The organism is Parabacteroides sp. AF48-14 (assembly GCF_003477465.1).
In the GTDB taxonomy this organism is placed as follows: domain Bacteria; phylum Bacteroidota; class Bacteroidia; order Bacteroidales; family Tannerellaceae; genus Parabacteroides; species Parabacteroides acidifaciens.
Genome location: NZ_QUDI01000003.1, coordinates 73,670 through 98,144, shown reverse-complemented (window position 1 = coordinate 98,144; position 24,475 = coordinate 73,670). Strand labels below are relative to the sequence as shown.

Below are 24,475 nucleotides of genomic sequence, written 5' to 3'. Positions count from 1 at the left end.
ATCAATATTCCCGGAGGAAATAGCGCATCAGGAAGTCCCAGTTCTCATGAATGATCGCCTTGCTGCGTTCTTCGCCGAGCAGGCTTTTGGCCTGGGCGTCTGTCAGCATGCCTTTTTCTTCCAGTATCCGGAGCAGATAAGGGCTGCATCGTTTGACCATAAAGAAAGAGATACCTTGGTCTTCCGCTTTCTTCTGATCGTAGAAGGGGTTGTTTTCATCTTTGATATATTCGACTCCGTTAGTCAGGACTTGCAGTCCTTCTGTTGGTGTGGCGTAAACGGCAAATTTCTGTGGAACGGTGTCACCGGCTGCGCCTTGCGTGTCTATGCCGATATTTGTGAGAAAATCCAGGAACTCTTGTTTGGTTTTGAAATAAAGAAGCGGTTTGCCTTCTGCGGCAGCAGTGAACTTCCTGAAATGTTCGGCTAATGTTTTTTCGGCTTCTTCCGATACCGGTTCTTTGAACGACTGGGTTTTCTCGCCTTCCCCGACAAACAGCTCATGGTCCGGGTGTTCGGCCGGAAGGATCAGGGAAAGCCATTTCGGAGACGTGTAGGCAAGGAAAGGACTTTTTGAGATGCGGGCCAGAGAATCGTGGATGACCATAATGGCCTGATCGTTCCGTTCTTCGGTTTGTTGCCAGTATTCTTTGATTGCTCCGGTTAATACTTCCTGTGCATCGGTAAACAGATAACATTTATAATGGAACCAGTACAACAGTTCATTATATTGCGATTCTTCTTCATACCGGGTTTCCGGTGCAAAAAGCTGTTGCATCCTTTCGTTTTCGGGAGCAGTAGTCCATTCGTCGCAAAATAACTGGTAAATCAAGCCTGCCGTATCCCCGTTTGCCGCATTGTCCGGACTGACAAATGTCCCTTTACGGGCTCCGTGGTATTGTTGTGTATAATGCCAAAGCAGGAACCGGATATCTTCGTAGTTGACCTCGTCTTCGTAGTAGTAGTCGCCGGGCGTATAGAACGGCAGGTATTTGCCGTATAGCGCCTTATGTTCCCTGATAAACGAACGCCAGATATTCAGGCCGGAAATGACATCTTCGAAATGGGCGGCCATACGCATACTGATCTGCTTGACTTCTTCTTTATCAAAAGAGTTGGCAAGATGCGTCTCTTCCAGCATATCATAAATACGGTTTGCTATATGGGTATAATATAGGTCTGTCGAGTCGGATTGTTTATAGGGATGCAGTTGCAACCAATCTTTCGGGTAAATTTTAATGTTCTTCATATCTTGGACTTATTTGTGCTCATAATTATTAGTTAATTAAGGGCACAAATGTAACAAATATTTTAGAGGTGGAGAGAATGCGTGAAAATAAAGCGTGCCCCGTCGGTGTAATCTTTATCCAACGTAACCTCTCCTTCAAAACGTTCGGCTATGATACGGCAGATGGAAAGCCCCAATCCGGTTCCCTGCACGCATTCGTTCAGTTTCTCAAAGCGTTCGAATATAGCGTCTTGCTTATCCGCCGGTATTCCGCAACCGGTGTCGGTGACGGTGAAACGTACGACTCCGTTTGCTTCGTCGATCGTGTAAGCCAGTTCGATGAAACCGCGCTCCGTAAATTTGGTTGCGTTCCCGACCAGGTTGATCAGCACTTGCTGGAGGCGTAGTTTGTCTGTTTTCAGGGTGAAGTTTTCGTTTTCGGGTGTGAGTCTCAGTTCGACTCCGGGTTTCACACGGTGTTCCACGCTCATCAGTGCGCTGCGGCAACACTCCGTCAGATTCTCTTCGGCAAAAGTGAAGCGGTATCTTTCTGATTCCAGGCGGGAAATATCCAGAATGTCATTGACCAGGTTGAGCAGGAGAGCCGAGTTATCCATGATGATACGCGTATATTCTTTCCGTTCGTCTCCTATTTCCGTTTCCACATCCAGAATCTGGGCAAACCCGACAATGGCATTCAACGGAGTGCGGATCTCGTGGCTCATATTTGAAAGGAACAGGCTTTTCAGACGGTCGGATTCTTCCGCATGGTCACGGGCGATTCTCAATGCTTTCTCCGATTCCAATAAGGCCTGTTTATCTTTTTGCAGTTCATTCTTCAGCTTGTGGGTGTGCATATAAATGATTGTACCCAATATCAGTATGACCAGAAATAAGCCGGCCAGGGCAAGCGTCCATTTCAACTGTTGCTGTTTTGCTCCCAGTTCGAGCTCTGCCACGCGAAGCTCTTTTATCTGGAGTTCGAGGTTGTTCATGTCGTGGAGTGCATGCAGTTGGCTCAACTGCCGGACAAAGGAGGCGCTGTTTATCTCTTCATTTTGTACTAATGCTTCCTTGTATTGCAGGGCTGCTTCGCGCGTGTTTCCCATATCCATCAGTATCTCGGCTCTCAGCTTTTTTACGTCCGGACTGTTATCCAGTTCCGCCACAGCGTTGATTGTATTCAGAGCCTGTGTATATTGGCCTGCTAATTTGTAGTAGCTGGCCACATTAAACATATAGAAGATGCGCACATATGTATCATCCAAATTGTCAAGATAGGGAATTGCGGCCTCCATGTGTTTTTTGGCTTCCGGAGTATTCTTCTGACGGACGTATAGACTGAGATAAAAGGCCTCCGACAGCAATGTGCAGCGGTCGTAGGGAAAGGAAGGGTCGGGACCGTAATTTCCGCTTTTGATGTCGGCAATCAATGTTTGCAACTGATCGAGATGTTTGTGGACGCTCTCGAACCTATTCAGTTTTAACTCGGATTCGATCATATTGTTGAGGTATTGGACGACGTAGCGATACTCTGTTTTTCTTGTTTGCAGTAGATCCAACCCTTCGAGGAAAAAATCGACGGCGACACTGTCACGGCCAATTCGTTGATTGATCAGTCCCTGTGTTTCGCAACTACAGATAATACCGGTTTCATTCTTTTCTTCTTTAGCCAGGTTATACAAACGTATGGCAGCGTCTGCTGCTTTCTCAAATTGGTCGTCCCAGAGCAGGAGTTGGCAGAGGAAGGTATGAGCATCGAAATAGTAATCTTTATACTCTCCCGTCACTTTGGCAAGAGAATCGATTCGGGACACATAGTGCGAGACGTTGTCTACATCTCCCATATTGTAATAGAAGCGGACCAGTGTACGGATCGCCCATCCTTCTTTATCCGTATCCCGTGCTTCACTTGCCTCTTTCCGTAATTGGTTCAACCAGAAATATCCGGTTGAATCGTCCATGGAAAGGTAAGACATCTTTTCCAGTAATTCCAGACGTTTATTGGTTTCGGATGTAACCATAAGCAATTCTTTAATACTGTCTTTTCGCTGTTCCAATTCGGAACCATATAACGTGACAATGCTGCAGAGGCAGAATATCAGTTGGAGGAAAATCTTATTCTTGCTCATGGGGCCTGTTTATGTATTAGTATGTATAGTATTTTTAATTCATGATATGTTTACAAAGATATATATAATGTTTGATAAATCATATCATATCATTCTTAATGGTTATTCTATTTTTGATATTCAAGCGTTAAAAAAAAAAGATCGTTGCCCGGCGAATATATGCATGTTTGAATAAATATGTCATTTATATGCTTGTTTATTGATAATTATTACTTTCTTTGTGTAGTAAAAAGGGTTATTAATGTTGCCTATGAACACAAAATGTATTCTTCAGAATTCTTTATGGAATCTTGTCTTGTTATTGCTCGTTTCCTGTTCGGATACGGACTTGAAAGAGATTGGAACAGGTGATTCCTATGGCCGGCAAAATGCAATTGCCGAGATCGGTGCACAACCGGTAATGTTCAATCTCAAATATGACGTGCCGGATGGTTACCGCGTGTCATTTGAGGTCTATGGAGAAAATCCGCTCGAAACTCAGGGTGGCTTATTGGTTAAGAAGTCGAATCTGTCGCCTATCTTTACCGGCATCACGAACGGTCGGGGAGAATATATGCTGTCCCGCCTGCTACCGGAGCAAGCCGGGGATTTGTATGTCTATTCTTCTTATATAGGAGTCCCCTCCCTGTTGTATGGTCGGATTGCAAATGGAACGGCGGATTTTAAAGAAGTCGAACAGAGCCGGAACGATGCGGAGACAAAAGCTTTGCTCGGTTGGTCCGATAATTTCCCCTATCTGAAGCTCGGCGGCTGGAATTCGTTGGGTAAGCCGGATTATATTACCAAGAAGGAAGACGTCAGCAGTTCTATCTTGAAGGCGATTAACCAGGCATTTCCGGAATGGAAGAGTGCCGCGCCGGAGTATCGTAAGCGGACTGACATCTATGTGCAGAAAGACGCTCAGATTTGGGTGAGTATGCTCCATTCCGGCAGTTTGTTTGATAACGTGCTGGGATATTTCTCTTACAAAGGGGATATTAAAGATGTAGATCCCGCTTCGATCAAAGAGATTATAGCGTTCCCGAGGGCAAGCATTGTCCGTCTTCTCAGTTCAGGCTTGAAAGCCGGAGAGGCTGTCCAGTTGAAGTATTATAATCCTGAGACAGGTCGGTTGGAAAACACCTTCCCGCAAGGGACTTCCATCGGTTGGGTACTCCGTTCCGATGGTTATAATTTGTTGAACCGTACGGTCAGTGACGGTAAGTTCCGTTTCTATTCTTATCCCGAATGGAACCCGGAGTCCGGTAATAAGAGCCATACGGTGTTGTTCAAGAAAGATAATTTCGTCGTTGTCGGTTTTGAAGACCTGCCGAACGAACGTATCAACCTTCTGAAGGGTGATGGCGATTGCAACGACCTGATGTTCCACGTTTCCTCTTATCCGGCTGACGCTATCACGTATGACATACCGGAGATCCCGGATGGCAGCGGTGCTACTGAAGAAACGGAAGATGTGGATGCCATACAGCAGTTGTCTGAAGTGATGGATCTCCCTTCCGACGATCCTGATTTCTGGAATGATCTTTGGATTGCCTCCAAGTCTACATTAAACTGGAATGTCTCCGATCAGGAGAATTTGGATAGCTACGGCAGTATCGTCGGGCTGAAAGAAGAACTGATCGTTGCTAACAGCCGTACGATGAACAGTTTGATAGTCGAACAGCCTGTTAACGCTGCGTCTTCCCGTATATTCGTTAAGACGACGATCCGCAGGACCAAGACGGCTACCACGGAAAAGAAACGTATCTTTGTCAAGACTACCGTACGTGGCATGACAGTCGAGGTCGAAATGGAAGTTGATGCCTACGCTATGTCGATCCGGAAGAATACAGCGAACGAAGAAATTCTCCGCAAGATTCTTTCCTTACGTAACAAGATCGATGCGAACGAACCAATCCGTATTACGGTGGAAATGGAGTTCGATCCGATCCCTTGGGAACAGTTTGAGGATTTAGTTCCCGGTCCCTATTCTCCGCATATTGTCGAATAGGAGTTGGATGGTCCATATTTAGGGGGATGTGTCAAAAGTCCTATTTATAGCGTCTGTGTCTTGGCGGGCTTGACCCGCCATCTTATCCTAATTACTGTAAATCAGTTTAGTATGAGGCTGCGGGTCAAGCCCGCAATGACACACTAAAGCGTTAGAACTTACTTTTGACACATCCCCTTATTATATATTTAAGGAGTGTGTGAAGATGAAGCGTGCACCGCCGGTGTATTTTTTGTCCAGCATAACATCGCCACCGAATCGTTCGGCAATGATCCTGCAAATGGAAAGTCCTAACCCTGTACCTTGTACATATTCGTTCAGCTTCTCGAAACGCTCGAAGATGGCGTCTTGTTTATCCGCCGGTATGCCACAACCGGTATCTGTGACGGTGAAGCGAACCAGATCATTTTTCTTATCAACAGTGAATGCCAGTTCAATAAAACCCTGCTTGGTAAACTTGGTCGCATTGCCGACCAGATTGATTAATACCTGTTGCAGGCGCAGCTTATCCGTGTTCAGTATGAAGTCTTCACTTTCGGGAGAGAACCGCAGTTCCACGCCCGGTTTTACGCGATGTTCCGCGCTCGTCAGTGCCGCCCGACAACACTCTGCTAAATTCTCTTCGGCAAAAGAGAAACGGTATCGTTCCGATTCGAGGCGGGAGATATCCAAGATGTCGTTGACCAGGTTGAGCAGAAGGGCTGAATTGTCCATAATGACTTTGGTATACTCTTTCCGTTCATCCCCTTCCTCTGTTTCAATATCCAATAGTTGGGCGAACCCGACGATCGCATTCAGCGGGGTACGTATCTCGTGGCTCATATTGGAGAGGAACAGACTTTTCAGGCGGTCCGATTCCTCGGCGTGGTCGCGGGCAATACGCAGTTCTTTTTCCGATTTTAGTAGAGCCCGCTTATCCTTTTTCAACTCGTTGTTCAGCCTGCGGGTATGAATAAAGACAAAAGTTCCCAGTATCAGGATGATGAGGAAAAGGGAAGTCAGGGCAATCGACCATTTCAGTTGCTGTTGTTTGGCTTCCAGTTCGAGTTCTTTGACACGGAGTTCTTTCACCTCCAATTTCAGCTGGTTCGTGTCATGGATGGCGCGGAGTTCGCTTATCTGGCGGATGAATGTCTCGACGTTCTGGCTCTCATTCTGTTCGAGTGCATCACGGTATTGGATGGCGGCTTCACGGGAGTCTCCCTTGTCGAACAGTATTTCTGCTTTGAGCTTCATCGTCTCGGGCGAGTCGTTGAGCTCCATCGCCTGGTTGACGATGTTGAGTGCCTGGGCATATTGTTTCGTCAGTTTGTAGTAGGCGGCCAGACTGAGCTTATAGAAGTGTTCGACGTATCCATCGTTTATATCATTCTCATACGATTGGGCCATTAGGAGGTGTTTCTTAGCTTCGTCTGCATTTCCAAGTTGTACGAACAAGTTGATGTAAAATGCTTCAGACAACAGATAATTGCTGCTGTACAATTGGGACATTCCCGAGTTAGGAATGTTCTTCTTCATTTTGTCTAAGTGGGCCTGTAACTCTTCTATATGTTTGCGGGCATCGTCAAACCGCTTGAGTTTCAGTTCTGAGTCGATGATACTGTTGAGTACGCGGATGATGTAGGGTACTTTTCCCGAGGTTTCGATCAGCATATCCAGGCTTTCCTTCAGGTAGGTGACGGCAATACTGTCCTGTCCGATTTGTTGGTTGATAAGTCCGAGAGTCTCCCCAAGGTTAATAATGCCGTTCGTACTATTCTCCTCCTTCGCTTGCTTGAAGAGGCGGATGGCAGTGTCGGAGGCCTTTTCCCGTTGTCCGATCCACAGGAGGTTTTGGCATAACAGTGCTTGTGAACCATAGTAGTAGCTGCTGTGTTTCCCCATTACCTTGGAGAGTGAGTCGGATTGTGATGTATAATAGATGAGGCTATCCAGCATTTCGAAATTGTAGAAGTAGACTGCCAGATGTCCGAGTGCCCAGTCTTCGTTTTCCCGCGAGTTGTTCTTTCGGGCTTCCAGTCTGGTTTGCTGTATCCATTTCAGTGTTGCCGGTGTGTTGGTTGTTAGGGCACATAGTTCCTGTAATATTTCTATACGTTTGGCAGGGTCTGTTGTCTTAGCTAATACGTTGCTGAGGCTATCCTCGGATTGTACCATTGAGTCTTCGTTAGCCATTGAAACGTTGCAGATGCAATAGAGAAAAAGGATGATAAAAGAGTATGTCTTCATTCTGAATATTGGTTCGATTATATTTGAGAATAAAGACAAAGATAGTAAAGAAATATGGATTATGAATGATGTATTAGATGCCTGAATCATAGATAAGTGGACGGAATCAGGGCTGTCGGATTGTTTTACATCGGCTGAAAGAAACCGCAAGAATATGCGATTATTTTCAGCCGCCTTTCCGGAATCCTACCGGGTCAGAGCATGCGTGAAGATAAAGCGTGCGCCACCGGTATATTTCTTGTCGAGCGTCACTTCCCCTTCGAACCTTTCGGCAATGATCCGGCAGATGGAAAGTCCCAATCCCGTACCCTGCACATGTTCGTTCAGCTTCTCGAAACGTTCGAAGATGGTGTCTTGTTTTTCTGCCGGTATGCCACATCCCGTATCTGTGATGGTGAAACGGACCAAGCCTTTTGCCTTATCTACCGTGTAAGCCAGTTCAATAAAGCCATCTGTGGTGAACTTGGCCGCATTGCCGATCAGGTTGATCAACACTTGCTGCAGGCGCAGCTTGTCCGTGTACAGTACGAAATCCTCGCTTTCGGGGGAGAAGCGTAGTTCCACACCGGGCTTCACGCGATGTTCCGTACTCGTCAGTGCTCCCCGGCAACACTCCGCCAAATTCTCTTCGGCGAAGGAGAAGCGGTAGCGTTCCGATTCGAGGCGCGAGATATCGAGGATGTCATTTACCAGGTTGAGCAGCAGGGCGGAGTTGTCCATGATGATCTTCGTATATTCTTTCCGCTCGTCCCCCTCTTCCGTTTCGATATCCAGCAGCTGTGCGAATCCGACGATCGCATTCAGCGGCGTGCGTATCTCGTGGCTCATATTGGAGAGGAAGAGGCTTTTCAGGCGGTCCGATTCCTCGGCATGGTCACGGGCAATGCGCAGTGCTTCTTCCGAGCTCAGCAAGGCCTGTTTGTCTTTTTGCAACTCGTTCTTCAGCTTATTGGTGTGTGAGTAGATGACGGTACCCAATATCAAGATGAAGAAGAAGAGTGTCGCCAAGGCGATCGTCCACTTCAGCTGTAGCTGTTTGGCTTCCAGCTCGAGCTCTTTGACGCGCAGTTCTTTTACCTCCAGTTCCAGTTGGTTCATATCGTGGATGGCACGGAGTTCGCTTATCTGACGTATGAATGTTTCGACGTTCCGGCTCTCGTTTTCTTCGAGCGCCTTGCGGTACAGGATGGCGGCTTCTCGGGTATCTCCCTTGTCGAACAGTATTTCGGCTTTGAGCTTCATCGCTTCGGGAGTGACTTTGATGGCCAGTACACGGTCGATCATATCCAGCGCTTGGACGAACTGCCCTGTTAATTTGTAGTAGGCGGCCAGGCTGTATTCGTAAAAGTGTTTTACGAAATCGTCGTCTATATCTTTTTCGTAAGGTTGGGCTAACAGATAGTGTTTATGAGCCTCGGCTGCATTCTTAAGCTGCACGTTCAGGTTAATATAATATGCTTCGGACAGTAAGTAGTTGCAGCCGTATGAAAAAGAGGCGGTACTTTCCTTTCTTTTGATTAGGTATTCTTGCAGCAGTTTTATGTGTTTCCGGCTGTCATCGAACCGCTGTAACCGTAGTTCCGATTCGATAATGCCGTTCAGAATCTGGATTGCACGCCCGTATTTCCTGGAAATCCCGGCCAACAGTTCCAGACCTTCCGTCATGTATGTGACGGCAATGCTATCTTGTCCGACCTGCTGGTTAATAAGGCCAAGGGTTTCACTAAGGCTGACGATGCCTCCCGTATTATTATCTTCCTTGGCCTGTTTGAACAGGCGGATCGCTATATCGGATGCTTTTTCCTGTTGTCCAGCCCATAACAGGTTCTGGCATAGCACAGCTTGTGTTTCGTAGTAATATTTAGTCCGTGTTCCCATTTCCTTGGCGAGCGAGTCGGCCTGTGCAGCATAATGGATGACGCTGTCCAGCTTTCCGGCGTTATAATAGTAGATCGTCAGGGAACGTATCGCCCAGTCTTCCTCCTCTTGCAAATTGATTTTCCGGGCTTCTGTCCGGGCTTCCTGTATCCATTTCAGGGAGGCAGGTGTGTCGAGTTTTATTTCATGTAGCTTTTTCAGCAGTTCAATACGGTTCTTTGGATTCGTCGTTTTGCTTAATGCGGCGCTAAGGCTGTCCTGACGTTGTTTCAAGAAGTTTTCATTGGCCAGTAGCATCTGGCAGTAACAGCAGAGAAACAGTATGATTGTTATGTTGGCTTTCATTCAAGAGTTGATTGTAAGTATGTTGAAAATCAAGGCAAAGATAATAAAGAAATCCGGATTATGGCGTAAAGGGGAATAATATGGAGGGAGATTTGTTGCTCTTCGCAGAGATAGCGACTAATTCGGATTGGGCAAGCATGTAAACGAATTGTAATAATTGTTTTAGCATTGTAATAAGGTTTACATTCTTTTGCAATATACCTGCTCTACTTTTGCCGTCAAATAAATGTAACAAGTATTAAAAGGAATGAGACGTATTGGTGAAACAGGGAACGGCAGGTCGTTCTTTCTTCTGGTGTTGGGTTGTGTCCTCTCACTGTCCGCCTGGGCGCAGACAGGTGTTATCTGCGGAACGGTGTCGGATGCTAAATATAAGGATGCGCTGATCGGTGCTTCGGTTGTGATCGAAGGGACGACGGTAGGGGCGATTGCTGATGTGGAGGGTAATTTCCGGATCGAGAATGTCAAACCGGGGAAATATACCTTAGTAGCGTCTTATGTATCTTATAAATCGGAAACAATCAAAGATGTGGTAGTGAAAGCGCACCAGGAATCGGTACTCCGGATCGAACTCTCGGATGCCGACCTGCAACTGCAAAACGTGGTGGTCGTGGCACAACGGAAGTTAGGGACGGAAACCGCTATCATCAATACCGTACGTAAAAGCCTTCCCGTCGTGAGCGGTATTTCTGCCCAACAGATCGGTAAGACGCAGGATAGCGATGCAGCCGAAGTGCTTCGACGTATTCCTGGGATCACGATCGTGGAGGACCGCTTCGTCGTCGTGCGCGGACTGGCGCAACGCTATAACAACGTATGGCTCAACAATGCGACTACACCTTCCAGCGAGACGGATAGCCGGGCATTCTCGTTCGACGTGCTTCCCTCTTCGCTGATCGACAATATGATGGTCTACAAGAGTCCGTCAGCCGAACTGCCTGCCGATTTCTCCGGTGGTTTTGTGCAGGTGATGACGAAGAATATCCCGGACGGGAATACCTTTAATGTATCCTACCAGATGGGTTTCAATACGAATGCCACTTTCCGCGACTTCCGGTTGACGGATGGGACGTGGAAGGATTACCTCGGGTTCGGCGCTGGCGTGCGAAGCCTGCCTTCTTCTTTCCCTGCCCACTTGGGGGAACACACGACGGAAGAGGCCGCCGCCTTTACCCGGCAGATCAACCAGCGTTGGGGAATCGACAAGTTTACTGCCATTCCCGACCAGAAGATATCACTGACGGCGCACCGTTCTTATAACGTGGGTGACTGGAAGATCGGGAATATCACGAACGTAAACTGGAGTACCGAGTACGATTATTTGGAGACGGTAAACAACAACTTCATTGCCTACGACGTGAAGAACGATGCCTCCCGGCCCCGCTTCGAGTACGATGACATTCGCTATAAGAACACCTCCAAGATAGGCGCCCTCTTCAACTGGTCGTTTCTGAAAGGCAACAACAAATATGAACTTCGCAACTTCTTCAACCAGCGCGGTGTTTCCGCCCTGACACAGCGGGAAGGGGTGAACTATTATTCCGATAAGAATATCCGCAAATGGGAATCTCTCTATACCGGGCGTACGACTTACTCCGGTCAGATCAGTGGTACCCATACCTTGCAGGAAAATATCAATAAAGTGGATTGGACAGCGGGCTACGCTTTCGCTTCCTATCGCGAACCGGACCGTAAGATCGTGAACTCCATTCTTGATGAGAACCGGACGGAGAAGCCGGACTACTACGTATCCGACCCGATGCGCTACTATCAGGACCTGAAGGATCACAGTGCGTCGTTAGCGGCAAACTATGAACATAAGTTCGTGGTGTCCGATATGTTCGCCCCTGTTTTCAACGGAGGTATCTACGGAGAATATAAGAGCCGTACGTTCGACGCACGCCGTTTCGGTTACAACCTGTTGGGTAAAGGATATGACCGGTATGCAGACTGGGACTATACTGGTTTGTTCACCGACGAGAACATCTCGGCAGACAAGATCTGGATGCGCGAGACGACGACGAACAGCGATTCCTATACGTCCGACAATATGCTTGGCTCCGCCTATGTCTCCGTCAAGCTGAACTACGGGGAGGTACTGAATGCCAATATCGGTGTCCGGATGGAATACTACCGGTTACAGATGGACGGATACAGTTCAGATGGTACGACACCGGTTCATCTGGATAACAAGACGACGGACTTCTTCCCATCTCTCAATGTGGCTTACAACCTGTCGCCGAAACATTTGGTACGTGCCGCTTACGGCCGTTCGGTCAACCGGCCGGAGTTTCGTGAGGTGGTGCCTTATGTGTACTTCAACTTCGAGCGGGATGCGAACATTGTGGGAAATACGGAACTGAAGAATGCCTATGCCGACAATATCGACTTGCGGTATGAGTTCTATCCTGCCTCCGGCGAGATGATTACGATCGGCGGTTTCTATAAGCGTTTCAAAGACCCGATCGAGGAAACCTACAACGAAGCCGGTTCCGGTTTGCAATATACCTATCATAATGCGAAGAACGCCGAAGCCTTCGGTGTGGAACTGGACGTGAAGAAGAATCTGGACTTTATCGGCCTGCGGGGACTGAGCCTGGTCTGCAACGCCGCTTACATCCATAGCCGCGTCCGTTTTGAGAAAGGAGCGCCTGAACGCGACCGTGCGTTGGCGGGACAGTCTCCCTATCTGGTCAATGCCGGACTTTTCTACCAGCATGATGACAAAGGGATCTCCGCTTCGCTGCTCTATAACCGGATCGGTAAGCGCATCGAGTCGGTCGGTGTTCCGATGCAGAACCAGAATGAAGATATACCCGATATATATGAAATGCCCCGCAATTCGTTGGACCTGACTTTCTCGAAGAAGATCGGCAAGGTTGTCGAGATCAAGGCGGGTATCCAGGATATGTTGAACTCCAAAGTCGAGTACAAGCAGTTCGTGAAACTGACAGACGAAAATGGAGGCAAGCGCGAACGTGAACAGTTGATCCGCAGCTTCCGTCCGGGAGTGGATATCAATGTCGGCGTCTCTCTTAAGTTTTGAAGTTTAATTGAATAATATTTCTATTACAAACAAAATGTTTTTATTATGAACAGATTTCTTTTAAAAGGTTTGGCCTCTGTGTTTACGATGGCCGTGATGTTTGGAACAGTTTCTTGTAGTGACGACGATGACGACAGCAAGCCTGTGGCAGTCTCAGCCGTTTCTGTGAGTCCGGCAACTGCAACAGTTAAGGTTGGCGAGTCGGTCACATTGTCTGCAACAATTACTCCCTCTGATGCTGCGGAGAAAACAATAACATGGACTTCTTCCGATGACAAGATCGCAACGGTAGACGCCGGTAAGGTAACGGGTGTTGCCGAAGGTTCTGCAACAATTACAGCTACAACTAAGGATGGCGGTAAGACGGCTACTTCTACGGTAACAGTCTCTAAGGATGCTCCGGCTTCCAAAGAAGTGATTCTGGAAGGTAATATCACTTCTGATCTTACGCTTAATGCAGCCGACAAGAATTTCCTGAAAGGGTTTGTATATGTGAAACCGGGTGCAACCCTGACGATCGAAGCAGGTTCTGTTATTAAAGGTATTTCCGTAAATCCGGGTGAAAAAGCTGCTTCCCTGATTATCGAGCCGGGGGCTAAGATTATGGCTGTCGGAACAGTTGAGAAACCGATTGTGTTTACTTCCGATAAACCGGCCGGACAGCGTCTGACAGGTGACTGGGGTGGTTTGATTATCTGTGGTAATGCACGCGTGAATCGTGTGACTCGTCCTACTATTGAAGGTGGTCCTGATACGCCGTACGGTAATACGACTTCTGATGAGTTTAATGGTGAAAGCTCCGGTAAGCTGAAATATGTTCGTATCGAGTTTGCCGGTTATCCTCTGGAACCGGATAAGGAAATTAATGGTTTGACTTTCGGTGGCGTTGGTAGTGGTACGGAAGTTGAGTTTATTCAGGTTTCTTATTCAAATGACGATTCATACGAATGGTTCGGTGGTACGGTGAATGCAAAGCACCTGATTGCTTATAAAGGTTGGGATGATGATTTCGATACTGACTTCGGTTACAGTGGTAACTTGCAGTTCTTGCTGAGCGTACGTGATAAGGATATTGCCGATACATCCGATTCCAACGGTTTTGAATCTGATAACGATGGTGACGGTTCTTCCAATACTCCGCTTACTAAACCTGTCTTTTCTAACGTAACCCTGATCGGCCCGTTCTATGGCAAAGTGTCTGACAAGACACAGGCTGAAGTTGAAGCTAAAACTGCCGATGCTGCAAATGGTGCCAAAGGCGGTAAGTTCCAGGCTGCTATGCACCTGCGTCGTAACACAAGCCTGAATGTTTATAACTCCGTATTCACGGGATGGCCTTACGGATTGCGTGCAACAGATAAGAAAGGTTCTGCTAACGATGGTGCGATCGTAAAGAATGTTATTCTTGCCGGTATGTGGAGCAACTTTTATGATGATGAAAAGTTCAGCGAAAACTTCTTCAACCGTGCAGGCATGAACAACACCATCTTGGAAACAACCAATGCAATCATCTCTAAAGACGGCGATTACTCTTCCGTAGTGGCTTCTGCCGTACAGGGTGCTGATTTTGCCGATGCAGTCCTGAACAACAGCTTCTTTGAAAAGGTAACTTACAAAGGCGCTTTCGACGGAACAAACGACTGGACAAAAGGTTGGGCTAACTTTGATCCTCAGAATACTGAATATTAATAGATATGATAAAGAAGTTATTATTAACATCAACATTATTGGCAAGTTCTGCCCTGGCAATCCAGGCGCAGGACTTGTTCCTTAACGAAGGCCAGTACTACACAGACGAAACGCAAACCAGCCCCTATACCGGTCGTTACACCGAGTTCTATGACGACGGTATGCTGAAGATGGAGCTTTTCCTTAAAGACGGTCGGCCCGAAGGAACGTATGTGATTTATTATCCCGACGGAAAAATTGCCGAAGTCCGTTCTTACTATCATGGTATCTTCCACGGAGAATGGCGAACCTACAACGAAGCCGGACAGCTAACCGGTATCGCAACCTATAAAGACGGGCAGAAAGACGGTCCCTGGCGTGTATGGAACGACAAAGGCATCCTCCGCTTCGAGATGTTCTACACCAAAGGAAAGAAAAGCGGCGTTTGGCGTACCTGGGATGATGACGGTCAATTGATAAGCGAGGAAAAGCAGGAAGAATAGATGTAGTTACCTGCTGCCTAAATCGTCATACAACGTTTGCAGCAGGGCTTTCCCTTTGCGGAGACGCTGGTCGCTACCTTCACGTGGCGTTTCGATCAGAGGCTTATTCCCTTCATTGTCGTAGACGGAGATGCCGGTGCTGTCGATAAACCCGAAGCCGTTCGAATAGGTATAGAAGGCATATTCGGGATAATCGGGACTAAGCACGTTGCGGCTGAAGGTAAAGGCGTCGTGCCCGATCCCTAATTGGTTCAGCAGCGTGGCGGCAAGGTCTGTTTGGTTGGCATATTTGTCGATGACGACCGGATTTTTCACGGCACCGCCGATCCATAACATCGGGATATGATAGCGGCGGGGTTCGTAGTTGACCACATCTTTTGGATAAGGATATCCGTGGTCGGAGACGAAAATAACTAACGTGTTCTTCCATACCGGCAGCTCTTTCAGCTTGTCGATAAAGTTACCGATGCAACTGTCTGTGAAGGCAACCGAGTTCGCATACAGTCCCATATCATCCAACCGGTGGTAAGGCACTTCAAACGGCTCGTGGCTGCTAAGCGTCAGGAAGGTGCTTAGCCAGGGCTTTTGGCTATCACGACTCTTGATATCTTCATATAAATGGCGGAAGGTGACGTCGTCGTTCGCTCCCCATTTGCTGAGGCGGCTGGTGAGCGGGAAGTCGCGGTCTGCCGTGATCCGGCTGTAACCGGAGCTGAAGAAATAGCTTTGCATATTGGTGAAGTTGATATCTCCGCCATACAGCATGTCGGCTACATATCCTTCGTTTGTCAGGCTTCGGGCAATAGACGGCAGTGTCTGGCTCTTGGCCGGATACTTCATGATGGAAGTGGTCGGCTGTGCCAGGTAACCATTCAACACCGACACGATTCCCCGGTCCGTGCGGAATGAGCTTGCATACATATTCGTGAAAAGCACTCCCTCTTTGCTGAGCCTGTTCAGGTTCGGTGTAACGGTAGAATCGCCACCGACAGCCCCGACAACATTCGCCGAGAAGCTTTCCATAATAACAATCAGGATATTCGGACGCTGCGTATTCAGAAGGACTTTCGGTATCGTATCACCTTTCTCGTTCCCGCACTCGATGCGGGATCGCAAAGACGCGGACAGTGAATCCGTCTCAACAAGGTCTGTCCCAGTGCGACCCCGCATCGAGTGCGGGGACAGGCTTCCCATTATCTCCCTCCGTTCCTCCTCCGGGAAGAAATTGAACTGCGCCGCGAAATCTTGCTGTTTGCTGAGCGATGCAAGTAGGCTGAAGCAAGGATTGATCGCCGAATGGTTCAGGAATTGGTTCTTACTGAAATAGACCATTCCCACATTCGCAGTCGAAGTCGTCACGCCTCCCCGTATCGGGATAAAGAGTATTCCGCCCAATAAGAGAACAATCAGGCTTCCCCCTAACCGCCTCCGTACCGGCGTTTCGGGAAAGAGCGGCACGATAAACTGTTTTAACAGCCAGTATATTCCGGATGCATAGACAATGAACATCAGCAGTTGGCTGAAGAACTGCCCCATCGGAACGCTCGCCATCGCATCGCCGGGCGATTGCAGATAGAAGAAAAGCGTTGCATCCAGCCTGAACCCCCAGTAACCGTACAGCGCCACATCTACCGCAAAGATAGCTGCGATCAGTATGGCCATAATTCCGAAGTAGCCTTTCAGCAGTTTCCTGTAAAACCTCCCCGGCAGCCATACCGACACTAACGTCATCAGCAACGGCAACGCTGTCAGATACCCGGTTATCGTGCAGTCCAGCAGTAACCCGTGTGTGATTACCCGTAGGTAATCGCTTAGCGAACATCCGTTCGCTAAGGCATGATGATACAGCATGAACACCGGCTTCTGGATCGCCAACATCGGCAACCAGATGATAAACAGAGCGAGGAGGAACAGGACTCTTTTCTTCATAAGACTATTTGTACAACTTTTCTCTCAGCTCTGCCACCATCGGATCGGTGATATAATCGTCATACTCCATCATACGGTCGATAATGCCGTTCGGTGTCAGTTCGATGATACGGTTGGCGACCGTCTGGATAAATTCGTGGTCATGGCTGGAGAACAAGACGTTTCCACGGAATGACTGCAATGTGTTGTTGAACGCCTGGATGGATTCGAGGTCCAGATGGTTGGTCGGCGTATCCAGGATGATACAGTTGGCATCCGTCAGCATCATGCGTGAAATCATACAACGCATCTTTTCACCTCCGGACAGGACGCTTACTTTCTTCAACAGCTCTTCGCCGGAAAACAGCATACGGCCGAGGAAACCTTTCAGGAACACTTCGTTCGTGTCGGGTGAGAACTGACTCAACCAGTCGATCAGGTTGTAGTCCGAGTTGAAGTAGGCGGAGTTGTCCAACGCAGGTAGGTCGTCGTGATGGTCTGTCCCCACTGGTAAGTTCCCGCGTCGGCCTTCTCTTCTCCGTTGATGATCTGGAAGAGGGCGGTCATCGCACGCGGGTCGTGGCTGATGAACACGATCTTGTCGTCTTTTTCTACGTTGAAGTTCAGATCCTTGAACAGCACTTTGCCGTCGATGGATTTCGTCAGTCCCTTCACCTCCAAAATCTGGTTGCCCGGTTCGCGGTTCGGAGTGAACAGGATGCCCGGATAGCGGCGTGAAGACGGCTTGATTTCCTCGATGTTCAGTTTTTCCAACATCTTCTTACGGCTGGTCGTCTGTTTGGATTTCGCTACGTTGGCGCTGAAACGGCGGATAAACTCTTCCAACTCCTTTTTCTTCTCTTCCGCCTTCTTGTTCTGGTTCTGTTGCTGGCGGAGTGCCAACTGGCTGGATTCGTACCAGAAGCTATAGTTTCCGGCAAACATTTGCAGTTTACCGAAGTCGATGTCCACCGTATGTGTACAGACAGAGTCGAGGAAGTGACGGTCGTGGCTGACTACCAACACCGTGTGTTCGAAGTTCGCCAGATAGTTCTCGAGCCACATAACGGTTTCGAGGTCGAGGTCGTTGGTCGGCTCGTCCAGCAACAGGTTGTCGGGTTGTCCGAAGAGGGCGCGTGCCAGCAAGACACGTACTTTCTGCTTACCGCTCATGTCCTTCATCAGCGTGTAGTGAAATTCTTCCGCGATACCTAAGCCGCTCAACAAGGCGGCTGCGTCGCTCTCGGCGTTCCAGCTTCCATCTCGGCGAATTTCTCTTCCAGTTCCGACACGCGGATACCGTCGGCATCGCTGAAATCGGGTTTGGCGTAGAGGGCGTTCTTTTCGCTCATCACATCCCAAAGGGTCGTGTGTCCCATCAGCACAGTGTCGATTACCGTATATTCATCGAATGCGAAGTGGTCCTGGCTCAATACGGACAGGCGTTCGCCCGGCCCCAATGATACCGTCCCACGTGTAGGGTCGAGTTGCTTACTGATCACGCGAAGGAATGTTGATTTACCGGCGCCGTTAGCCCCGATGATACCGTAGCAGTTGCCCGGTGTAAATTTCATATTGACATCCTGGAAAAGGATGCGTTTCCCGAACTGTACGTCCAGGTTGTTAACCGTTATCATATCTTGTTTACCTATTAATTTGCTATCGAGTGTGCAAAGGTACAAAAAATATACGTTACGCCCTATTGATACATTCTTCCGTTGACTCACAATTTGGCATATTTGAAACAATAAATGCTGATTTAACGGTGTGTTTGCTCGTATTTACCGGACGCAGACGGGCGCAGATTACGCAGAGGAACGCAGACTTATTTTCTTTTAAAACAATAAATGATCTGCGTTCCTCTGCGTCGTCTGCGAAATCTGCGTCCGGTAATATAAACATAGCGACGCACCGATAAATCATCATTTATGAATGAAAAAGAGGAAAATGCCTTATGAAAAAGAAAAAAGCTGCTTCCGGTTGAACCGGAGGCAGCTTTTAGTATGGTTTAAGCAAGGTTGCTTTATTTATAGCTGTAACCTGCTTTCTTTTGTGCACCGTTGGCATTTGTGCCCGGGATCAAAGTGAAGCCCCACTTGTATTCCTGGTCTGCCGGTAAGGTGTATTCAGGTTCGGGACGTGAATACCAGCTATCATAACCGGCCAAGCCCTGTTGTTTGAGGTCAACACATACTTCAACGAAGTTACGCGGTGTAATGTCGTTGATATGTGTCTGGCGAGGTTTGTCGTACGGACCGATTTCCGGGCGGTTGGCAATCTCTTCCGGTGTGAAGTTGTTCCACTGGTACGGACGGTTTGTCGTCTTGCCGGCGTCGAAATCTTCTACGGAATTGCGCATGGCGTTAAATTCCATTTCGTCGTCTGCCACGATCAACAGGTTCTTACCCTTGCCACCCAATGAGATCCAGCGTGTATCGCAATGATGGCCGTTTTCCTGCGGGCGTACATAGGGGAAGTATTGTGCTTCTGCCGTGCTCTTATACTGTCCGATCGGATAACCGGCTTTGCGGTCCCAATAGTTTTCCAGCGGACCACGGCCGAAATATTCTAACTGATCCATTGTCACCGGCAGGCGGAAACGTACACCAATACGCGGAACAACCATCTTGTCGCGTTCGCTGACATTGCTACGGCCCGGTGAGAAAGTCGCCGTTGCAGTCGATTCGGAAATACCGATCTTCACGCCATCCAGATGAGCCGGAGTGAAGTGGGTTGCCACGTTCATGACACCGTCAGGATAGATCTTATAGGTTACCAGGAACTGGTTGCGGCCGGCAGTTTGTAGTCGACCTTTACGATCGCATTGCCGTCGACGATTTCGCCTGTCGCACTTGTTACGTTGAAGTTACGGCTGGAGATTTCCCATATTTCGAGACGTTTCGGGTTGCCGCTTCCGTAGTCGTTGTCATTCGGTGCGCGCCAGAAATTCGGCTGGATACCGAAACCTCGTTGAAGTATTCCGTGCCACCCACTTTGTAAGAGGTGACGACGCCGGCTTTCTTGTCGAATACGAAGTTTACTTTGGATGAGGTCACTTTCAAGGCATCTCCTTCTTCTGATACGGCGAGCTTCGGACCACCTGCCTTGTAAGCCGTTTTCTCGGCTGTAACAGGTAATACGAACTGATCCTGTGCGATGTCGTATGCGGCAGGAATTACACCGTCCTGCTTAGTTGTTGTTACAACGAAGTTAACCGTATAGTCTACGCCAGCCTCCGGTTTCAATCCTTCTACAGGAACCGTGATTTCCTGTGAAGCCTGCGGAGCTAAGTCGAGCGACATCTTATTGCTCTTGATCACTTTATTGTTTGCCTTGACCGTGTAGCTGATCATGTAATCTTTCAGACCTGTGAAATAGAAACGGTTTGTAACCTTGAATACGCCGTTAGCAGCGTCCACAGCCTCGAAACCGATATTCTGGTGGGCATATTTCACCTCTTCCATAGCCGGATGCGGCGTGCGGTCCGGGTTTACGATACCGTTGCAAAGGAAGTTCCCATCGCTCGGCATATCCTTACCGAAGTCGCCGCCATAAGCATAATAGTCTCTTCCGTTTTCATCCTTGACAAGAATGCCCTGGTCCACCCAGTCCCAGATATAACCGCCTTGGAGGTTCGGGTATTTGTAGATTGCTTGCCACTGGTCCCAAAGGTTACCCGTGGAGTTACCCATTGCATGTGCATATTCGGAAGGAGCCACCGGGCGGTCGCTGCCGTTCTTGCCGATTTCTTCCAGCCATTTTGCACTCGGATATTGCGGCACGTACATGTCGGAGTTCCATTCCCACTGTGCACGCTCGTAGTTGACCGGACGGCCCATCATTGTTTTCTCTTTATCCTTAATATATAGATAAGTCTGATAGAAGTTATAGCCGTTTCCAGCCTCGTTGCCCAATGACCAGATCGTTACGGACGGATGATTCTTGTTACGTTCGTACATATTTACCGTGCGGTCCATGTGCGGTTTCAGCCATTCCGGATTGTTTCCTAACGTGCCGCCCTTGCGCAGGTTGTAATACATACCGTGCGATTCGATATTGGCTTCGTCGTACACATATAATCCGTATTCGTCACAAAGTTCGTAGAACTTGCGATCCTGAGGATAGTGGCACAGGCGGACAGAGTTCAGGTTGTTCAGCTTCATCAGCTCGAAATCCTTACGCATCAGCTCTTCCGGAACGTAGTGGCCGGTCAGCGGATTGTGCTCGTGGATGTTCACGCCTTTGAACTTGATCGGCTGTCCGTTGAACAACAGCACGGTGTAAGGCTTGCCGTTGCCTGCAATCTGGTCGATCTGTTTGATTTCGATGCGGCGGAAACCGACGTTTTGCGGGATTACTTCCGTTACTTTGCCGTCTTCCTTGATCGTCATCAACAGTTTATACAGGTTCGGATGTTCGGCGTTCCATGTTGCTACATTATCCAATGTTTTTTCAAATGAAGTTGTCGCAATCGTGTTCGGGCTCACCCACAGCTTATTCTCAGCCGTAGCAGCCACATTGCCTTTTGCGTCCAACAATTCGTATGTAACGTCGATGTCCTTCACTTTGTCGGAATGGTTCTTGATATCCATTGCCAGACGGAAGATACCGTTTGTATAAGTATCGTCGAGTGTGGAAACGACGCGATAGTCATTCACGGCGATTTTAGGTTGCGACCACAGATATACGTCGCGTTCGATACCGCTTATGCGCCAGAAATCCTGGCATTCCAGATAGGAGCCTGTGCTCCAACGGAAGATTTTCAGTGTCAGGACGTTCTTACCCGGTTGCAGGTATTTGTTGATCAGGAACTCGGCCGGATTCTTGGAATCTTCGCTATAGCCGACTTCCTTGCCGTTTACATATACATATAAGCCTGATTTGGCTCCGGCGATGTTCAGATATACATCGCGTCCGTCCCAAGTGGCAGGAATCTCGAAGTCGCGGCGGTAAACACCCACCGGGTTTGCTTCAGGCAAGAGCGGGGGCTGCGGGTTACGCGGCTTAAACTCGTATCCGTGGTTGGTATAGATGGCAGTGCCATGTCCCTGTACTTCCCAGTTGCCCGGAACCGTGATGTCGCTCCAGTCGGAAGTGCTGACAGAAGGGTCTGTGATATTGGCCGGGAGCTTTTTGTATGAATCTACAAAATAGAATTTCCACGTACCGTTCAATAAGGAATAGAAAGGACTTTTTTCATATCGGGAGGTGAGAGCTGTGGCGCGGTCTCCATAGCTCATGAAAGAGGAGCGGGGCGCCTCTTTGTTGACGGCAACGACTTGTATGTCCTGCCAATAAGCTTCGCCGGCTGGTTAACCGCATTGTCTGCCAACGCGGTGCCCAAGAGGAAGCAACTCAATGCTCCTGCGAACATTGTTTTCTTGATCACGTGTTTCATATGCATTTTTAATTTAGATTAGCACTTAATAGTTGAAAGTTGAAAGGTGAAAGTTGAAAGTTTTTGAATCATCGACCCCCAACTTTCACCTTTCACCTTTTAACTTTCACCTGTTTTATCTTGCGGCGTAGAAAGAATAGCCTTCAGCAACCTGCTTGAATGCAAGTACGCCGGCCTGGTTCAGTTCTACATTCATTTCCTTACCGTCGGGCAGGAACATGACAACTTCGTCATTACCTTTGAACTGCAGCAATTTGGTTGCTTCGCCGTCTGCTTCGACGCTCCAGCTCTGGTCTGCTTCGTTGAAGACAAGATCAACCGCTTTTTCTTCTCCTTCTTTCTGGATATGATAGCCGTCTTTCTTTGTCTCGATCGCATACGTACCGTCTTTTGTTTCGATTGTCTTTACTGTGCCGGCATCAGCAACAGGGTTGCTGCCGCTCCAGAATTCGATAGAGTTTAAGACCAAAACATCTGCCAATGCAGAGATTTCGTAAACCGGAACGATCCAGAATGCGATGAATACAAGCTCGTTCACAAACTTACTGTCGATGTTTCTGTTCCAATCCAACAGTTTATTGGACAATCCAAATGATCCAATACATGATGAGAATAATACACTGCTGGCAAGAGTCGTTGCCACCAATAATGTTAAGCTTTTTTTCTTCATGAATATTTAATGTTTACAGTTAATCTGGGGACGAAGATAGTAATTTATTTCGGATTAGCTTGAGGCTGTGTTCGTTTTCTGTAACTGGATTTATGATAAGTTCCGGTAAATTGAATGTTTTGGTAAATGTTTTATAGAACTCAGGATCTTTTTGAGGAACCATGAAAGGTTTACCCGCAATCCCTGTTTTCGGATCGAAAAAAGCAATGAATGGATGTGCCCAAAGCCCGTCTATACGTTTGCTGCTGAACACAAACCATTTTCCGGTCGATGACCAGGTATGGAAACTCTCGACATTATCACTGTTTACTTCTTGCATGTTCCGGATATTCCCGTTTTGCAGGTTTAATAGATACAGTTCGCTTTCCGGATGCCATATTGAGAAGTTCCCATAATCGGAACAAGTAAACATTAAATAGTTCCCGTCCGGTGATACCCGCGGAAAAGAGATACTTTTATGCAAGGCTGATGCGTTGTAAACACATTCCGGCTTGCCGAAGACTCTGTTTTGCGCATCGAATGATATTTTGTACAGATCATAATAAATACTGTCCAGTGGTGTTTGTTGAGTAATGGCTTTACTCCGGGAGAAATAAAGTGTTTTCCCGTCCGGGCTCCAGGCCGGGAATGTCTCCATCCATTCCGGGCCATAAATAAGGGAATCAGTAATCATCTGATTTGTTTCGCAATCCCATACGATCAGGTCCGATTCCAAGTCTGATACTTCGATAGGCTTTTTCCCCGTAGAATGGAAGAATTGCTGGATCTCATTGACAGAATAAGCGATATATCGTCCTTCCGGATGCCAGGCGGCATACGTACCGCCGTTGTTCATCCCTTCTTTCTTTATGTTTACTTTTTCTACATTCCCATTCCGGGAGATGACTGTTCCACCGGCTTTTCCCCGGATATGCAACATCATTGTTTCCGGATTATTCCGGCAGAAAGTATGGCAGTTCATACATTCTGACTTTGCGGATTTATTCTCGATGATGGGAGTTACTTCATACGAAGTCAGGTCGCGCTGGTAAATCCCCATCTCGTTCCACAGCTCATACCCGGGATATAGCAGGCGGTAAACTAAATACGGATCGACCGATTCTGTTGAAATCGTGTTCCGGATATCTTTGTATTGTATCCATTTCCCTTCTTGCCGGACGCAGATACGGATGTAAAACTCTTTTCCTGCCGTTGCTGTAGTCAGGGCTTTCCACTTTTCAGCGGGGATACGGACATTGGCATTCCGGGATTTTTGGGAGAAGAATACCTGTCCTTCAGAACCGATTTCGGTATAAAAGGCTTCTCCTTCTTCTGTTATCAGGAAGTTAGGTGCAGCTATATTGCAGGGAAATGTTACGTCTGTATAATCCGGAAAAAGAACAGGGCTGGTGTCGGTCTGTCTGTCCGGTGAAACACGTCCGGGTTGACAGGCTGTTAAGAAAAGAAGTGTATATAATATTATGTATCGTGCCATATTTGT

The 24,475-nt window shown here is 47.9% G+C and carries 14 protein-coding genes and 1 pseudogene; 4 read left to right on the top strand and 11 right to left on the bottom strand.

What is annotated here, in order from left to right; all coding sequences use genetic code 11:
- Nucleotide 1: 1 nt before the first annotated feature.
- Together DW083_RS02500 and DW083_RS02495 are read right to left on the bottom strand one after the other, a co-directional pair.
- Nucleotides 2-1,249, bottom strand: coding sequence for a DUF3843 family protein (locus DW083_RS02500; protein WP_122331316.1), 1,248 nt, complete (start codon nucleotides 1,247-1,249; stop codon nucleotides 2-4).
- 62 nt (nucleotides 1,250-1,311) lie between these two features.
- Nucleotides 1,312-3,360, bottom strand: a complete 2,049-nt coding sequence (locus tag DW083_RS02495; protein ID WP_122331315.1) for an ATP-binding protein — start codon at nucleotides 3,358-3,360, stop codon at nucleotides 1,312-1,314.
- Between the two features lie 250 nt (nucleotides 3,361-3,610).
- Between DW083_RS02495 and DW083_RS02490 the strand changes: the two genes are divergently transcribed.
- The gene (locus DW083_RS02490) at nucleotides 3,611-5,350 is read left to right on the top strand and encodes a DUF4114 domain-containing protein (protein ID WP_158582078.1); all 1,740 of its coding nucleotides are present in this window, start codon (nucleotides 3,611-3,613) and stop codon (nucleotides 5,348-5,350) included.
- 180 nt (nucleotides 5,351-5,530) lie between these two features.
- Here DW083_RS02490 and DW083_RS02485 read toward each other — a convergent pair whose 3' ends face one another.
- Together DW083_RS02485 and DW083_RS02480 are read right to left on the bottom strand one after the other, a co-directional pair.
- Nucleotides 5,531-7,579 carry a HAMP domain-containing sensor histidine kinase gene (locus tag DW083_RS02485; RefSeq protein WP_158582077.1) on the bottom strand — a complete coding sequence of 683 codons (2,049 nt, stop codon included), beginning with the start codon at nucleotides 7,577-7,579 and terminating at the stop codon, nucleotides 5,531-5,533.
- Nucleotides 7,580-7,765: 186 nt separating this feature from the next.
- Nucleotides 7,766-9,802, bottom strand: coding sequence for a HAMP domain-containing sensor histidine kinase (locus DW083_RS02480; RefSeq protein WP_122331312.1), 2,037 nt, complete (start codon nucleotides 9,800-9,802; stop codon nucleotides 7,766-7,768).
- 247 nt (nucleotides 9,803-10,049) lie between these two features.
- On the opposite strand from DW083_RS02480, the gene DW083_RS02475 reads away from it, so the two are divergent.
- From DW083_RS02475 to DW083_RS02465, 3 genes are read left to right on the top strand one after another with little or no spacing between them, the layout of a single operon-like run.
- Nucleotides 10,050-12,848: a TonB-dependent receptor gene (locus tag DW083_RS02475; protein ID WP_122331311.1), complete on the top strand. Its 2,799-nt coding sequence runs from the start codon at nucleotides 10,050-10,052 to the stop codon at nucleotides 12,846-12,848.
- 45 nt (nucleotides 12,849-12,893) lie between these two features.
- The gene (locus DW083_RS02470) at nucleotides 12,894-14,537 is read left to right on the top strand and encodes an Ig-like domain-containing protein (protein WP_122331310.1); all 1,644 of its coding nucleotides are present in this window, start codon (nucleotides 12,894-12,896) and stop codon (nucleotides 14,535-14,537) included.
- Between the two features lie 5 nt (nucleotides 14,538-14,542).
- Nucleotides 14,543-15,019 carry a toxin-antitoxin system YwqK family antitoxin gene (locus DW083_RS02465; RefSeq protein WP_122331309.1) on the top strand — a complete coding sequence of 159 codons (477 nt, stop codon included), beginning with the start codon at nucleotides 14,543-14,545 and terminating at the stop codon, nucleotides 15,017-15,019.
- Nucleotides 15,020-15,025: 6 nt separating this feature from the next.
- On the opposite strand, the gene DW083_RS02460 is transcribed toward DW083_RS02465, so the two are convergent.
- The 7 genes and pseudogenes from DW083_RS02460 to DW083_RS02440 form a co-directional block, all read right to left on the bottom strand.
- Nucleotides 15,026-16,948, bottom strand: a complete 1,923-nt coding sequence (locus DW083_RS02460; protein WP_122331308.1) for an LTA synthase family protein — start codon at nucleotides 16,946-16,948, stop codon at nucleotides 15,026-15,028.
- Between the two features lie 4 nt (nucleotides 16,949-16,952).
- Entirely contained in the window at nucleotides 16,953-17,402 is a 450-nt protein-coding gene (locus DW083_RS23520) for an ATP-binding cassette domain-containing protein (protein WP_370038595.1), read from the bottom strand.
- Complete coding sequence (locus tag DW083_RS23515) at nucleotides 17,363-18,199, bottom strand: ABC-F family ATP-binding cassette domain-containing protein (RefSeq protein ID WP_370038617.1); 837 nt, start codon at nucleotides 18,197-18,199, stop codon at nucleotides 17,363-17,365. Before DW083_RS23515 ends, DW083_RS23520 begins: the two co-directional genes overlap by 40 nt.
- Entirely contained in the window at nucleotides 18,148-18,564 is a 417-nt protein-coding gene (locus tag DW083_RS23510) for an ATP-binding cassette domain-containing protein (protein ID WP_370038593.1), read from the bottom strand. Before DW083_RS23510 ends, DW083_RS23515 begins: the two co-directional genes overlap by 52 nt.
- Before the next feature lie 386 nt (nucleotides 18,565-18,950).
- Nucleotides 18,951-22,325, bottom strand: a pseudogene (locus DW083_RS02450) (glycoside hydrolase family 2 TIM barrel-domain containing protein).
- A gap of 115 nt (nucleotides 22,326-22,440) precedes the next feature.
- Nucleotides 22,441-22,995, bottom strand: coding sequence for a DUF3332 domain-containing protein (locus tag DW083_RS02445; protein WP_122331307.1), 555 nt, complete (start codon nucleotides 22,993-22,995; stop codon nucleotides 22,441-22,443).
- Nucleotides 22,996-23,014: 19 nt separating this feature from the next.
- A complete protein-coding gene (locus DW083_RS02440; protein WP_122331306.1) occupies nucleotides 23,015-24,469 on the bottom strand; it encodes a PD40 domain-containing protein in 1,455 nt (484 codons plus the stop codon).
- Nucleotides 24,470-24,475 lie beyond the last annotated feature (6 nt).